General features: G+C 40.6%; 13 protein-coding genes. 7 read left to right on the top strand and 6 right to left on the bottom strand.

The window, feature by feature from the left end; translation table 11 throughout:
* Positions 1-146 precede the first annotated feature (146 nt).
* From mnmE to rpmH, 5 genes are all read right to left on the bottom strand, one after another.
* Complete coding sequence (mnmE, locus tag ACTRWE_RS10400) at positions 147-1511, bottom strand: tRNA uridine-5-carboxymethylaminomethyl(34) synthesis GTPase MnmE (protein WP_010392700.1); 1365 nt, start codon at positions 1509-1511, stop codon at positions 147-149.
* 131 nt (positions 1512-1642) lie between these two features.
* A complete protein-coding gene (gene yidC / locus ACTRWE_RS10395; RefSeq protein ID WP_462879964.1) occupies positions 1643-3280 on the bottom strand; it encodes a membrane protein insertase YidC in 1638 nt (545 codons plus the stop codon).
* A gap of 8 nt (positions 3281-3288) precedes the next feature.
* Positions 3289-3564, bottom strand: a complete 276-nt coding sequence (gene yidD / locus ACTRWE_RS10390) for a membrane protein insertion efficiency factor YidD (RefSeq protein WP_036957173.1) — start codon at positions 3562-3564, stop codon at positions 3289-3291.
* 126 nt (positions 3565-3690) lie between these two features.
* Positions 3691-4116, bottom strand: coding sequence for a ribonuclease P protein component (rnpA, locus tag ACTRWE_RS10385; RefSeq protein ID WP_008467046.1), 426 nt, complete (start codon positions 4114-4116; stop codon positions 3691-3693).
* A gap of 7 nt (positions 4117-4123) precedes the next feature.
* Positions 4124-4258 carry a 50S ribosomal protein L34 gene (gene rpmH, locus ACTRWE_RS10380; protein WP_008112968.1) on the bottom strand — a complete coding sequence of 45 codons (135 nt, stop codon included), beginning with the start codon at positions 4256-4258 and terminating at the stop codon, positions 4124-4126.
* 506 nt (positions 4259-4764) lie between these two features.
* Here rpmH and dnaA point away from each other — a divergent pair.
* From dnaA to ACTRWE_RS10345, 7 genes are all read left to right on the top strand, one after another.
* A complete protein-coding gene (gene dnaA / locus ACTRWE_RS10375) occupies positions 4765-6153 on the top strand; it encodes a chromosomal replication initiator protein DnaA (RefSeq protein ID WP_008467048.1) in 1389 nt (462 codons plus the stop codon).
* 13 nt (positions 6154-6166) lie between these two features.
* Positions 6167-7270, top strand: coding sequence for a DNA polymerase III subunit beta (dnaN, locus tag ACTRWE_RS10370; protein ID WP_008112965.1), 1104 nt, complete (start codon positions 6167-6169; stop codon positions 7268-7270).
* Between the two features lie 15 nt (positions 7271-7285).
* Entirely contained in the window at positions 7286-8380 is a 1095-nt protein-coding gene (gene recF / locus ACTRWE_RS10365; RefSeq protein WP_028834900.1) for a DNA replication/repair protein RecF, read from the top strand.
* A gap of 12 nt (positions 8381-8392) precedes the next feature.
* The gene (gyrB, locus tag ACTRWE_RS10360; protein WP_013463644.1) at positions 8393-10819 is read left to right on the top strand and encodes a DNA topoisomerase (ATP-hydrolyzing) subunit B; all 2427 of its coding nucleotides are present in this window, start codon (positions 8393-8395) and stop codon (positions 10817-10819) included.
* A gap of 142 nt (positions 10820-10961) precedes the next feature.
* Complete coding sequence (gene glyQ, locus ACTRWE_RS10355) at positions 10962-11864, top strand: glycine--tRNA ligase subunit alpha (RefSeq protein ID WP_013463645.1); 903 nt, start codon at positions 10962-10964, stop codon at positions 11862-11864.
* Positions 11865-11866: 2 nt separating this feature from the next.
* Positions 11867-13936: a glycine--tRNA ligase subunit beta gene (gene glyS / locus ACTRWE_RS10350; RefSeq protein ID WP_462879963.1), complete on the top strand. Its 2070-nt coding sequence runs from the start codon at positions 11867-11869 to the stop codon at positions 13934-13936.
* A 79-nt stretch (positions 13937-14015) separates the two neighbouring features.
* Positions 14016-14468, top strand: a complete 453-nt coding sequence (locus ACTRWE_RS10345) for an early set domain-containing protein (protein WP_024601485.1) — start codon at positions 14016-14018, stop codon at positions 14466-14468.
* Positions 14469-14658: 190 nt separating this feature from the next.
* Here the strand turns inward: ACTRWE_RS10345 and tusA are convergent, their stop codons facing one another.
* Positions 14659-14898, bottom strand: a complete 240-nt coding sequence (gene tusA, locus ACTRWE_RS10340) for a sulfurtransferase TusA (RefSeq protein ID WP_008112953.1) — start codon at positions 14896-14898, stop codon at positions 14659-14661.
* Positions 14899-14908: the final 10 nt, after the last annotated feature.

The raw sequence follows: 14908 nt of genomic DNA, 5'->3' as shown, positions 1-14908 counted from the left end.
GCCCACAACAAAGAAGTAGGTGGGCCATTCGAGGCCCATATTATGAAACTAAAGGAAACTATTGAAAGATAAAAAAGTTATTAAATGTATGAATAAATTAGTTTTTTTAACTTAAGTTGGATGTTTGTTTCCTTTAGTTTACCTTGTTATTTACCGATACAGAACGAGCTGAAAATTTTGCCAAGCAAATCATCAGAAGTAAATTCACCAGTTATTTCGTTAAGATACTGCTGTGTTAAACGCAGTTCTTCAGCGAGGATTTCACCGGCCACGTGCATCTCTAATTGTGTTTTACCGGTATCTAAGTGATAGGCTGCGTGTTCCAGTGCATCTAAGTGACGACGGCGTGCCATAAACCCGCCCTCTGTGGCACCATCAAAACCAATGCAGGCTTTTAAGTGCTCACGCACTAGTTCTATACCGTCAGCATTTTTAGCGCTTAAACTGATGACCGGATATTGTTGCTCTTGATCCATACCAACCGTATCACCCGATAAATCGGCTTTATTCCTGATCACGGTTACGCCCATACCTTGGGGTAATTTAGCCATAAATTCAGGCCAAATAGCATGTGGATCGGTATCAGTTGTATCGGTACCATCAAGCATAAATAATACCCGATCGGCTTGGTTTATTTCATCCCAGGCACGTTCAATACCTATTTGCTCAACTTTATCTGGGCTTTCTCGTAAGCCTGCGGTATCGATTATATGCAGTGGCATGCCATCTATATGTATATGCTCACGTAATACGTCACGAGTGGTGCCTGCTATTTCAGTTACGATGGCCGCTTCTCGCCCTGCTAATGCATTAAGTAAGCTTGATTTACCTGCATTAGGGCGACCAGCAATTACGACGCGCATACCTTCGCGCATTATGCTGCCTTGTTTGGCTTGATTGGTTACGGCATTAAGCTGCTCAATAATGGCATTTAAATCACCGCCTACTTTTCCATCGGATAAAAAATCGATTTCTTCATCAGGAAAATCAATAGCGGCTTCTACGTACATCCGCAAGTGAATGACTTTTTCAACTAAGGTTTCTATGTGCTTAGAGAATTGGCCTTGAAGTGACTGTAGGGCGCTTTTAGCCGCTTGCTCACTGGTTGCATTAATTAAGTCGGCGATTGCTTCTGCTTGAGTTAAATCAAGCTTGTCGTTCATAAACGCACGCTCAGAGAATTCACCAGGCTTTGCTAAACGTACACCGTCTATTTTACTTATTTCTTTAAGTAGCATATCAAGCACAACAGGGCCGCCATGGCCTTGAAGTTCGAGTACGTCTTCACCGGTAAATGAGTGTGGGCCGGCAAAGTAAATCGCAATACCTTGGTCAAGTTGCTGACCTGCAAGGGTGTTAAATGGCACATAGTCGGCATAACGAACTTTAGGGACTTTGCCAATTATTTTTTCAGCAACCTGTTTGGCTAGGTTTCCTGAAACGCGAATAATACCAACACCGCCTCGGCCTGGGGCAGTGGCTTGTGCTGCAATTGTATCGTGATTGATCATGCGGTTTATTTGCCAACTTAAATAACGTAATGGCGGTATTGTAACCTATCAAATAGGCACTCGCGAATGCTGTTATAAAAAATTGGCAATAAAAAAGGCGACCTAAGTCGCCTTTATATAAGTAGGGAGGATTAATCGCCCCTTACTTTAATACCTTTCTTTTCCATGCCACGGTAGATGATTAACATCTGGACAATAGAGATAAGGTTAGACACTAACCAGTAAAGTACTAAACCAGATGGGAACCATAAGAAGAACACAGAGAAGATAACCGGCATAAAGGTCATCATTTTTTGCTGCATTGGATCGGTAACCGTCATAGGTTGTAGTTTTTGCGTTACAAACATACTCGCACCAAATAAGATTGGTAATACGTAGTATGGGTCTTTCGCAGAAAGGTCAGTTAGCCAAAGTACAAATTCAGCGTGACGAAGTTCTGTAGACTCTAAGAATACATAGAACAAGGCTAAGAAGATTGGCATTTGTAGTAAAATAGGGAAACAGCCACCCATAGGGTTTACTTTTTCTTTACGGTACATTTCCATGGTCGCTTGGCCGAATTTTTGACGATCATCGCCATACTTTTCTTTTAGCGCTTTCATCTTAGGCTGTAATGCACGCATTTTAGCCATTGAGGTGTACTGTGCTTTAGTCAGTGGATACATTAATGTTTTAACGATAATAGTGATAGCAATAATTGCTACACCCCAGTTACCTAAAATGCTGTGTAACCATTTTAATAGTACAAATAACGGCTGAGAGATAAACCATAACCAACCGTAATCAACGGTTAAGTCTAGGTCAGTGTGAATCGCTTCAAGTTTATCTGACTCTTTAGGGCCCATGTAATAAGTTGCAGTAAGTACTTGCTCACTACCAGCTTGAACATTTACCGCTTCGTCTTTAACACCAATAATAGCTGCGTTACTTTTAGTGATTAAACTATAAAGTGTATTCGCTTGATCTTGCATTGGTACCCAAGCACTTACAAAGTAATGCTGAATAAAGGCAACGTAACCACCTTGGGTATTAATGTTTAGGTTTTTATCGGCCATATCTGAAAAACTATACTTTTCGTATGGTTCCTCATCTGTACCGTATGCAGCCCCTAAATAGTTTTGATCAACCATGCTGCCTTTTTCTTGTACGGTACGCTTTATTTGTGTGTAAAGCTGTACTTGTACAGGCGCGCTGGTGGTGTTGTTAACTTTATATTCTAAGCCAACATCATACTGACCCTTTTTGAATACATAAGTCTTAGTAAAGCTTACACCGTTGCTGTCGGTAAATTGCAGTGGAACGCGAAGCTCATCACCTGTTAAGGTGTAAGAGGTTTGCTCTGATTGGTAAGTAGGACGACCATTTGCAGATGCATCTGGGCCATTTAAACCTATTAAACCACTTTGTGAAAAGTATTGTTTACCATCAAACTCACCAAGTAGCATGTAAGGAACATCACTGCCTTTGGTTTCTTTATAATTAATTAAGTCTGTTTCAACAATGTCACCGCCTTTGGTGTCAATTTTAACTTTGAACACGTCAGTTGTAATATCAATGACTGAGCGTTTAGCTAAAGTAGTTGAAGCAGGTAAACCAGAGTCTGATGAAGCTGGAACATAATCATCTGATTCCGGTGAGTTTGCTTTTAGTGTTTGTGTAGTGGCACTAGGATCGGCTTTTGGCGTGTTGTAGTCATTATTCCATTCTTGAAATAATAAAAACGACACTAGCATTAGGCCGATGAATAAAAACGTGCGTTGCGATTCCATAACAGCTCTTATTTCTCGTGTTGGTGGTTAATACGGGTTAATTTTTCAGGAACGGGGTCGTCTCCACCTGAATGTAAAGGATGGCATTTTAATATGCGTTTAACTGCGAGCCAACTGCCTTTTACTGCACCATGCAAATTAATTGCTTGAATAGCGTAGCTAGAACAGGTTGGATTAAAACGACAATGCGGACCCAATAGCGGGCTAATCCACTTTTGATAACCGCGGATCAATAAAACTAAACAACGTGTTGGTAACGCAGCAAGTGGTTTAAGTAACCTCATGTTGTACATGCCCCTACGTTATGTTTAGTGAATAGATACCATGTATTTAAAGACTTACTTTAAGATTTTAAACGCATGATTAAAAGGTGAGCTAAAGATACCTTAATTAACCCTGTAATTCTATTGCTATTGAGTTTGTTTAGTCGATTTAGCTGATTTGTTTGGGCGTTTTTTAAATGGTGGCGGTTTAGGGGCACCGGGTTTGCAGCGTTCATTAATTTTACGCCACAACTTTGTTAGTTGTTTGGTTAATTCTTCATTGGACTGTTCATCAATGCCACTTTTTACCATCAACACAATATCTATATTATCGAGAGTATGTTGGTTTAAACGAAAACTTTCGCGAGCAAGACGTTTAATACGGTTTCGTTGACATGCCTTTTTTACACGTTTTTTAGCAACAGTAAGGCCTAACCTAGGTTTTGACTGGTCACTTGGTTTTGCTAATAAAGTAAAGAAAGGAGTTGCAGCCCGAGCGGGTTCATTAAATATGCGAGAGTAATGCGAGGGAGTTAACAGACGTAACTCCCTGCCAAAGCTAAAGTCTTCCACTTATAAATTAAGCAGAAAGAACTTTGCGGCCTTTAGCACGGCGACGAGCTAATACTTTACGGCCATTTACAGTTGCCATACGAGCACGGAAACCGTGTGTACGTTTGCGTTTTAAAACGCTAGGTTGAAAAGTTCTTTTCATAACAATCTCATCCGATCGGTTAAAGTTAAAACATCCTATGCAGGTCGCGATCCTGGCACAGGTGCCATTGCGAGCGCGAGATATTATAGATGAAGTGACGAAAAGTCAATCATAATAGAGCGCGTAAAGCATGTTTATTTGTGATCAATTTTCATGATCCGATAGGATCATCATAAATAAGAAGTTTTCCACAGCCCCTGTATAAAAAGTGAATAAAAGCATGGGAAAAGTAAATTAGATCATAAATTATAGTCGCGATCTGCTGCCAGTTTTGTTATGATCTCTAATCAGGCTTTAAAATAAAAAGCTATTTAAATCAGTCTGTTATTATATTTATACATCGATATCAACAATTTTATAAAAATCAATCTTTTACTTGTGGATAAAGTGCATTCATAATAGTCGGTCTTGGGCTGCTTATTGAGCCATTTAAACGCAATACAGGTGTGATTTTTGAATCATTATTGATGTGCGGGAATAAAAATTATATCTCTGGGAGTTTTACTGTGTATCTGTCGGTTTGGCAAAGTTGTTTATATGTATTGCAAGATGAATTGCCTTCGCAGCAATTTAGTATGTGGGTCAGACCACTTCAAGCAGAAAGTACCGAAGATACCTTGACGATTTATGCGCCTAATCGTTTTGTACTTGATTGGGTAAGAGAAAAGTACCTAAATAGAATAAATGAGTTACTGGTTGAAATTTGTGGTGTAGAAGCCCCTGAATTACGCTTTGATGTAGGCAGCAAGCCGCTATTAAATGCACAAGCTGCGCCGGTAGTTGAAACACAATCAGCACCAAGTACGCAAGCAACGGCAAAACAACAACCACGAGAACAAAAGCCAGTTGTTGAGCCCGCTCCTAAATCGGGTTATAAATCAAACATTAAAGAAAACTATACCTTTGACAGTTTTGTTGAGGGTAAATCTAATCAATTAGCAAAAGCGGCTGCCACTCAGGTAGCAGATAATCCTGGCTCTGCATTTAACCCTGTTTTTATTTACGGTGGTACGGGCTTAGGTAAAACGCATTTATTACATGCGGTAGGCAACGGTATTATGGCCAATAAGCCAGATGCTAAAATTGTGTACATGCATTCAGAACGCTTTGTGCAAGACATGGTTAAAGCACTGCAAAATAATGCGATTGAAGAGTTTAAGCGTTATTACCGCAGTGTTGATGCACTCATGATTGATGACATTCAATTTTTTGCTAATAAAGAACGTTCACAAGAAGAGTTCTTTCATACCTTTAATGCATTATTAGAAGGTAACCAGCAAATTATTTTAACCTCTGACCGTTATCCTAAAGAGATAGAAGGGGTTGAAGATCGCCTTAAATCTCGTTTTGGTTGGGGATTAACTATCGCGATTGAGCCGCCAGAGCTTGAAACACGCGTTGCCATTTTGATGAAAAAAGCCCAGCAAAGTAAAATTAATTTACCGCATGAAGTGGCATTTTTTATCGCTAAAAAATTACGCTCAAACGTACGTGAACTTGAAGGGGCTTTAAACCGTGTAATTGCTAATGCAAACTTTACCGGCCGCCCAATTTCTATCGACTTTGTAAAAGAAGCACTGCGTGATTTACTCGCACTGCAAGATAAACTAGTCACCATAGACAATATTCAACGTACGGTAGCAGAATACTATAGAATACGTGTGTCTGATTTACTGTCTAAGCGCCGCAGCCGCTCTATAGCAAGGCCGCGCCAAGTTGCCATGGCATTATCTAAAGAACTCACTAATCACAGCTTACCTGAGATTGGGGATGCCTTTGGTGGGCGTGACCATACAACAGTACTGCACGCGTGTCGCAAAGTTAAATCATTACGTGACGAAAGCCACGAGATTAAAGAAGATTACCAAAATTTAATAAGAACATTGTCATCTTAGGGCTGACTTTATTATGCAAATAACAATATCAAGAGAACAATTTTTAAAACCATTGGTGCAAGTATCGGGTGCCATAGAGCGTAAGCATACGTTACCCATTTTATCTAACGTATTACTCGTGGTAGAAAATGGCCAGCTTTCAATGACAGGGACCGACCTTGAAATTGAATTAGTGGCGAGCGTGTTTGTAGGTGATGATGTTGCCGATACCAAGCTCACATTACCGGCTAAAAAATTACTCGATATTTGTAAAAGTTTACCGGATGGTTCTGATCTTACATTAAGCTTACAAGATCATCAGTTACTTTTAACCAGTGGTAAAAGTCGTTTTTCATTGACCACATTAGCGGCTGAAGATTTTCCTAATTTAGAGCAGTGGGATGGTGAGGTCGAGTTTCAACTAACGCGTTTAGAGTTGCGTAAATTACTTGAAAGCACGCACTTTTCAATGGCAAACCAAGATGTGCGTTATTACTTAAACGGCATGTCGTTTGAAGTTGATAACAGCGATATAAAAACAGTCGCCACTGATGGGCACCGTTTAGCGATTGCACAAAAGCAACTAGGTCAGTCATTAAATACACAGCGCCAATTAATTATACCGCGCAAAGGCGTGCAAGAAATTATGCGCCTAATGGTTGCCGACCAAGAGTTAGTCACTATTCAGTTTGGTGCTAACCACATCCGTATTATTGATATTGAGTTTACTTTTACGAGTAAATTAGTTGATGGCCGTTTCCCTGATTACCGCCGTGTTTTACCACGCGGTGGCGATAAAGTTATTACAGCAAACAGAGAATGGTTACGTAATGCATTTCAACGCGTATCGATTTTATCGAACGAAAAGTTTCGTGGTGTACGTTTAAACTTATCAAACGGTTTATTAAAAATTACGGCTAACAACCCAGAGCAAGAACAAGCGGAAGAAGTAGTTGAAGTAATGTACGAGGGCGATGACCTAGAAATAGGGTTTAATGTGTCTTACGTGCTTGATGTATTAAATACATTAAAAACTGAAGATGTGTTATTTACACTTGCCGATTCAAATAGCAGTGCACTAATAGAAGGTGCAGGCGATGAAGAAGCGATGTACGTCGTTATGCCTATGCGTTTATAAGATTATAAATACATAATGAGCTTAAGTCATTTGAGCCTCAAATATTTTCGTAATATTGAGGCGCTGACGCTAGAACCAGTTAATGGCGTTAATATAATTTATGGTGAAAACGGCAGCGGAAAAACCAGCCTTTTAGAGGCTATATATTACCTTTCTCACGGCAAATCTTTTCGAACTTCTAAACATAAAAGTATTATTGCACACCAGCAAGATCAGTTTGTTATTCATGGCCGCAAAGCGTTATACGATTTATCTATCCCTATTGGTATTAGTAAAACCCAAGCGGGTGAAACCAATTTAAAAATCCAGGGTAAGGCGAGTCGAAAAGTATCTGAACTTGCCCAGTTAATGCCGGTACAAATAATAACACCAGAAAGCTACTCACTATTTTTTGGCGGTCCTAAGGAGCGCAGAAAATTTTTAGACTTAGGTTTGTTCCACGTGGAACATGAGTTTTTTTTCTTATGGCAATCGTTTAATAAAGTGCTTAAACAACGCAATGCCTTATTAAAATCTAAGCCTAAGAATTATTTTGACCAAATCAAGTTTTGGGACAAAGAATTTGTTAGACTGGCTGAACAAATAAATAAATTAAGAATCGCGTATATAACTAGGTTTAAGCAGCAATTTTTTGATAAAATGTGTGCAGAATTAACGCTAATACGCGATTTAGAAATTAGCTTCAATGCGGGCTGGAAAGAGAGTGAATCTCTTTGTGATGCGTTAGAGCAAAGTTTTGAGCGAGATGCTCGCCAAGGCTTTACAAGTAAAGGCCCTCATAAGGCTGATTTTAGTTTTAGTGTCGCTGGCAGCAGTGTTGAGAATGTATTCTCACGCGGGCAATTAAAGTTATTGTTGTATGCGTTAAAAGTAACGCAAAATAGCTTAATTGAGTCAGAGACAGATAAGCAATCAATATTGCTAATAGATGATCTACCTTCAGAACTAAGCGAAGATACAAAAGAGAAAGTGGGCCAGTTATTGACTCACTGTAGTTCTCAAATATTTATTTCTTCAATTTTATCTGAAAGTATTTCTGCTGTGGTGGAACCCATGCAACGAGAACTAAAAATGTTCCACGTGAAACATGGCAACCTAATAACAAGATAAGTGGGATTAACCATGTCTGAGAATTATGATTCGTCGAGTATTAAAGTACTTAAAGGATTAGATGCAGTAAGAAAGCGTCCTGGTATGTATATAGGGGACACCGATGATGGTACGGGCTTACACCACATGGTGTTTGAGGTCGTTGATAACTCTATCGATGAGGCCTTAGCGGGTCACTGTGATGATATTTATGTCACTATTCACTTAGACGGTTCGGTATCTGTAAGAGATAACGGCCGTGGTATTCCTACTTCTATACATGAAGAAGAAGGTGTATCTGCAGCTGAAGTAATTATGACGGTGCTACACGCCGGTGGTAAGTTTGATGATAACTCTTATAAAGTATCAGGTGGCTTACACGGTGTTGGTGTATCGGTAGTAAATGCATTATCAGAAAAATTAAAACTAACCATTCGTCGTGAAGGTAAACTTCATGAGCAGTTTTATACTATGGGTGTACCTGATGCACCACTAGCTGTAATTGGTGATTCTGAAACAAATGGTACTGAAATTCGTTTTTGGCCAAGTGGCGAAACGTTCACTAACCTTGATTTTCATTACGATATTTTGGCAAAGCGTTTACGCGAGCTGTCGTTTTTGAATTCAGGTGTAAGTATCATATTAAGCGATGAGCGCGAAGAAAATAAAAGCGACCACTTTAAGTACGAAGGCGGTATCAGAGCATTCGTTGAATACCTAAACCGCAATAAAACACCAGTGCATAAAGGGGTATTCCATTTTACTCACGAACGTGAAGAAGATGGTATTAGTGTAGAAGTATCAATGCAGTGGAATGATGCATTCCAAGAAAACATTTACTGTTTCACAAATAATATTCCTCAACGTGATGGTGGTACTCACTTAGCTGGTTTTAGATCGGCGCTAACGCGTACGCTCAATAACTACATGGAAAAAGAAGGCTTTAACAAAAAAGCTAAAACAACCAGTAATGCAACGGGCGATGATGCGCGTGAAGGCTTAACTGCAGTTGTGAGTGTTAAAGTACCTGATCCAAAGTTCTCATCACAAACAAAAGACAAGCTAGTTTCTAGCGAAGTTAAGTCTGCAGTTGAGCAAGCAATGGCTGAAAAATTCACTGAGTTTTTATTGGAAAACCCATTGGATGCAAAAATTGTTGTTGGCAAAATTATTGATGCAGCACGCGCCCGTGAAGCAGCGCGTAAAGCGCGTGAAATGACACGTCGTAAAGGCGCTATGGACTTAGCTGGTTTACCTGGTAAATTAGCTGATTGCCAAGAAAAAGATCCAGCCCAATCTGAACTATACATAGTGGAGGGTGACTCAGCTGGCGGTTCAGCCAAGCAGGGTCGTAACCGTAAGAATCAAGCGATTCTTCCGCTTAAAGGTAAAATCTTAAACGTAGAAAAAGCACGTTTTGATAAAATGCTTTCTTCACAAGAAGTGGCAACGCTAATTACTGCATTAGGTTGTGGTATTGGCCGTGACGAATATAACCCAGAAAAACTACGTTACCACCGTATCATCATCATGACCGATGCCGACGTGGATGGCTCTCACATTCGTACCTTGTTACTAACGTTCTTCTACCGTCAAATGCCGGAAATTGTTGAACGTGGTTACATTTATATTGCTCAGCCACCTCTTTATAAAGTGAAAAAAGGTAAGCAAGAGCGCTATATTAAAGATGACCCTGCATTAGTTGATTACCTTACATCTTTAGCGCTAAGTAATGCTGCTCTTTACACGAGTGATAGTGCAGAAGCGGTTGATGGTGAAGCGTTAGAAGCAATCGTTCATGATTACCAAAACACGGTTAAAGTTATCGAGCGCTTAAAGCGTAAGTATCCAAACACAGTGATGAACCGTTTGATTTACCAAAGCGAGCTGAAAAAAGAAGACCTTTCAGACGAGGCTAAGGTAATTGCTTGGACCAAAGAGCTTGTTGATGACTTAGTTGCGCGTGATGAAGATGCAACTATTTTCCACGCAGGTACTGAACACGATACAGAGCGTAATTTATATTACCCTGTTGTGAATATTCGTCAGCATGGTGTGGATAAAGCGCATGTACTTCATTATGACTTTATTACTTCAAGAGATTACCAACGTATTGCTGTAACAGGTAAAAATATTGCTAATATCATCACTGAGGGTGCTTACATCCAACGCGGTGAAAAAACAAAACCTGTTGATAACTTTGTGGATGCATTGGAATGGTTGATCGCAGAATCTAAGCGTGGGATCTATATTCAACGCTATAAAGGACTAGGTGAAATGAACCCAAATCAACTTTGGGAAACCACCATGGATCCAAGCGCACGCCGTATGTTGCAAGTAACGATTGAAGATGCTGTTGCAGCGGATCAATTATTTGCTACGTTAATGGGCGATCAAGTTGAGCCTCGTCGTGAGTTCATAGAAACGAATGCACTGCGTGTGGTTAACTTAGACGTATAATTAAATTATGCTAATCACAAAAAAGGAGCCTTAGGCTCCTTTTTTATTTTCTCAATTGCACAAACTGCTTAAAACCTGAGTGTGCACAAGGTATACTGAGGGTAATTTTCACGCTACTTCTCAGATAGTAAAAAGCCAAAATATGCAAAAATATGACGTTAAAACCTTTCAAGGTTTGATCCTGGCTTTACAGGATTATTGGGCACAGCAAGGCTGTGTCATTATTCAACCACTTGACATGGAAGTGGGCGCAGGGACATTTCACCCGCAAACATTTTTAAAATCAATTGGCCCAGAGCCTATGTCGAGCGCTTACGTTCAACCGTGTCGTCGACCTACCGATGGTCGTTACGGTGAGAATCCAAACCGCTTACAACATTACTACCAATTCCAAGTGGTGTTAAAGCCATCTCCAGATAATATCCAAGAGCTTTATTTAGGCTCTTTAGCGGCGATGGGTATTGATACCCTCACTCACGAAGTGCGCTTTGTAGAAGATAACTGGGAGTCACCAACGCTGGGTGCATGGGGACTGGGCTGGGAAATTTGGTTAAACGGCATGGAGGTAACCCAGTTTACCTACTTCCAGCAGGTGGGCGGCTTAGAATGCTCACCGGTCACAGGTGAAATTACCTACGGCCTAGAGCGTTTAGCAATGTATATTCAAGGCGTAGATAGCATTTACGACTTAGTATGGGCAGACGGTCCATTAGGGCGCGTAACCTACGGCGATGTATTCCATCAAAACGAAGTAGAGCAGTCTACTTATAATTTTGAACATGCAAACGTAGAAGACTTATTTGCACAGTTTGATAAGTGCGAAGCAGAAAGCCAAAAGTTAATTGAAGCAAACTTACCATTACCTGCCTACGAGCAAGTAATGAAAGCATCGCACGCATTTAACTTATTAGACGCACGTCATGCTATTTCGGTGACCGAGCGTCAACGTTACATTTTACGCGTTCGTGCATTATCAAAAGCGTGTGCACAAAGTTATTACGATGCACGTGAAGCGCTTGGTTTCCCGCTGTGTAAGGATAAGTAAGCATGTCAGCAGAAAATTTATTAGTAGAAATTGGCACCGAAGAATTGCCACCAAAATCACTTCGAAAATTAGCCGAAGCCTTTGCTGCAAACTTAACAGCAGAATTTGAAAGCTTAGAACTTGCTCACCAAGGTGTGAGCTGGTATGCATCGCCTCGTCGTTTAGGTTTACAAGTAAAAGCACTTGACGCTAAACAACAAGACAAAGAAGTTGAAAAACGCGGCCCAGCAACTAAAGCGGCATTTGACGCTGAGGGCAACCCAACCAAAGCAGCCATGGGTTGGGCTCGTGGTTGTGGAATTGAAGTAAAAGATGCGCAAACACTCGAAACCGATAAAGGCGCATGGTTATTACATATTGCTAAAGTAGCAGGGCAAGAAACCAAATTACTAATGGCTGATGCAATTAGTAAAGCGCTTGCTAAATTACCTATTCCTAAACCAATGCGTTGGGGCGCGAATAAAACACAATTTATTCGCCCTGTGCATACAGTCACTATTTTACTGGGTAGTGAGCTAATAGAGGGTGAGATACTGGGTAAGCAAGTGAGCAATCAACTGCAAGGCCATCGTTTTCATCATCCAGAAAAAATTAGTATTAACCATGCTGATGATGTGTTTGACGTACTTAAATCAGCTTACGTGATAGCTGACTACGAACAGCGTAAAGCACAAATTCGTGCGCAAATAGAAGACGCAGCAAAAGCAGTTAATGCCGTAGTTGCTATGGATGAAGATTTACTTGAAGAAGTTACTTCATTGGTTGAATGGCCAGTAACGCTAACAGCTACATTTGAAGAAGCATTTTTAGATGTGCCAGCCGAAGCGCTTATTTACACCATGAAAGACGATCAAAAATACTTTCCGTTATTAGATCAAAACGGCAAACTTTTAAATAAGTTTTTGTTTGTTTCTAACATCGAAAGTAAAGATCCAAGTGTGGTTATTTCTGGTAACGAAAAAGTAGTGCGCCCGCGTTTAGCTGATGCGCAGTTCTTCTTTGAAACAGATAAAAAGAAAACACTTGAAAGCCGACTTGAGTCGCTAGACAGCGTTTTATTCCAAAAGCAGTTGGGCACACTTAAAGATAAGTCACAGCGTATCAGTGAACTTGCCGGTTACATTGCAGAGCAACTAGGTGCAGATAAAGCACTAGCAGCGCGTGCAGGCTTATTAAGTAAAACAGACTTAATGACCGAAATGGTAATGGAATTTACCGACGTACAAGGTGTAATGGGAATGCATTACGCACGTCATGACGGTGAAGCTGAAGATGTCGCTGTTGCGCAAAACGAGCAGTACATGCCACGCTTTGCTGGCGATAACTTACCAACGAGTTTGATCAGCTGTGCAGTGGCTATTGCTGATAAGTTTGACACGCTGGTGGGTATTTTTGGTATAGGCCAAGCACCAAAAGGTGATAAAGACCCATTTGCACTTCGTCGTGCGGCCATTGGTGCATTGCGTATCATGGTAGAAAAGCAGCTACCACTTGATATTTTAGACCTGGTTGCTAAATCACAAACCTTGTTTGGTGAAAAGCTGACTAACCTAAATGTATCGACCGATGTATTCGAATTTATGCTAGGGCGTTTTCGTGCTTGGTATCAAGATGAAGGCATTGAGGTAGATGTAATTCAAGCGGTACTTGCGCGCCGTCCAACGAAGCCTGTTGATTTTGATCGCCGGGTTAAAGCCGTAAGCCATTTCCGCACTCTAGACGCCGCAGAATCGCTTGCAGCCGCTAATAAGCGTGTAAGTAATATTCTGGCTAAAAATAACATTACAACGCAAGGTGATGTTGATCAGAGCTTATTAAGTGATGAGGCAGAAAAAGTATTGGCTTCGCAAGTTGCAAAATTCGCCACTGATTTAGCACCACTGTACAGCGATGGAAACTACCAAGAGGCATTAAGCCAATTAGCAGGCATTCGTGACAGTGTTGATAACTTTTTTGACAATGTCATGGTAATGGCCGACGATGAAGCGGTTAAGCAAAACCGCCTTGCGCTTTTAAGCCAGCTTAGTGGACTATTTTTAGAAATTGCAGATATTTCTGTATTACAAAAATAACAGCTAACAGCTATTAAAAAAGCCAGCATAATGCTGGCTTTTTAGTGTTTTATTTATATTAGTTAATAGAGGATTCACCATGAAGCTCCCAATGAAACGCATTTTCACGTTAGCCTTAGTGGGCTTATTGAGTGCTTGTACCAGTCAAATTTCAATTAACGACGTGTTGCCGCAGCAAGAATTGGATCGCAGTATTTATTTAAGAGGGGACTTCACATTATGGGATGCCGAACCTCAATATCAATTTAAACAAGTCGGCCCTGCGCTTTACCAAGCCCAAGTTAGGTTTTCGACCCCAGGCAAAGTGTACGAATTTAAAATAGCGGATGCAGATTTTAGTGAAGGTTTTAACTGTGGCTACAGCGATTCACAGCCATCAGGGCAAAGCCTAACACTCGGCCAATCAACACGCGCCGACTGTAATACCATTTATAATTACTTTAGCTACACACCCGCAATCAAAGGGTCGTATATAGTCAGCATTGATTTTAGTGACTACGATGAGCCGCAAGTGACGATAACGAAGAAGTAAAAGCTGTAAGTTAAAAGCTGTCAGTCGTTAGTTTAAAGATAAAATAAAAAACCGTGCTTGATTTAACAAACACGGTTTTTTTATTTTGAGCTGATAGCTGATAGCTGATAGCTGATAGCTGATAGCTGATAGCTGATAGCTGATAGCTGATAGCTGATAGCTGATAGCTGATAGCTGATAGCTGATAGCTTTACAATCCTTTCTTCACCACATATCTATACGGTGATTCTTCAACTTCTTTAGCCACTAGCGTGTGATCCATGAACGTACAAAAGCTGGGTATATCACGGGTGGTTGAGGGGTCGTCGGCAATAATAAGCAGTGTTTCGCCGTCGCTCATTTTGCGAATTGCAGCGCGCACCATCATCACAGGTTCTGGGCAGCGAAGGCCGATAGCATCTAATTGGTGATCGGGGTTATCAAAGCTCATAAAAATTACC

The sequence above is a fragment of the Pseudoalteromonas sp. G5_S1_54_S4 genome (assembly GCF_054968565.1).
This window is presented reverse-complemented; position numbering and strand designations above follow the sequence as displayed.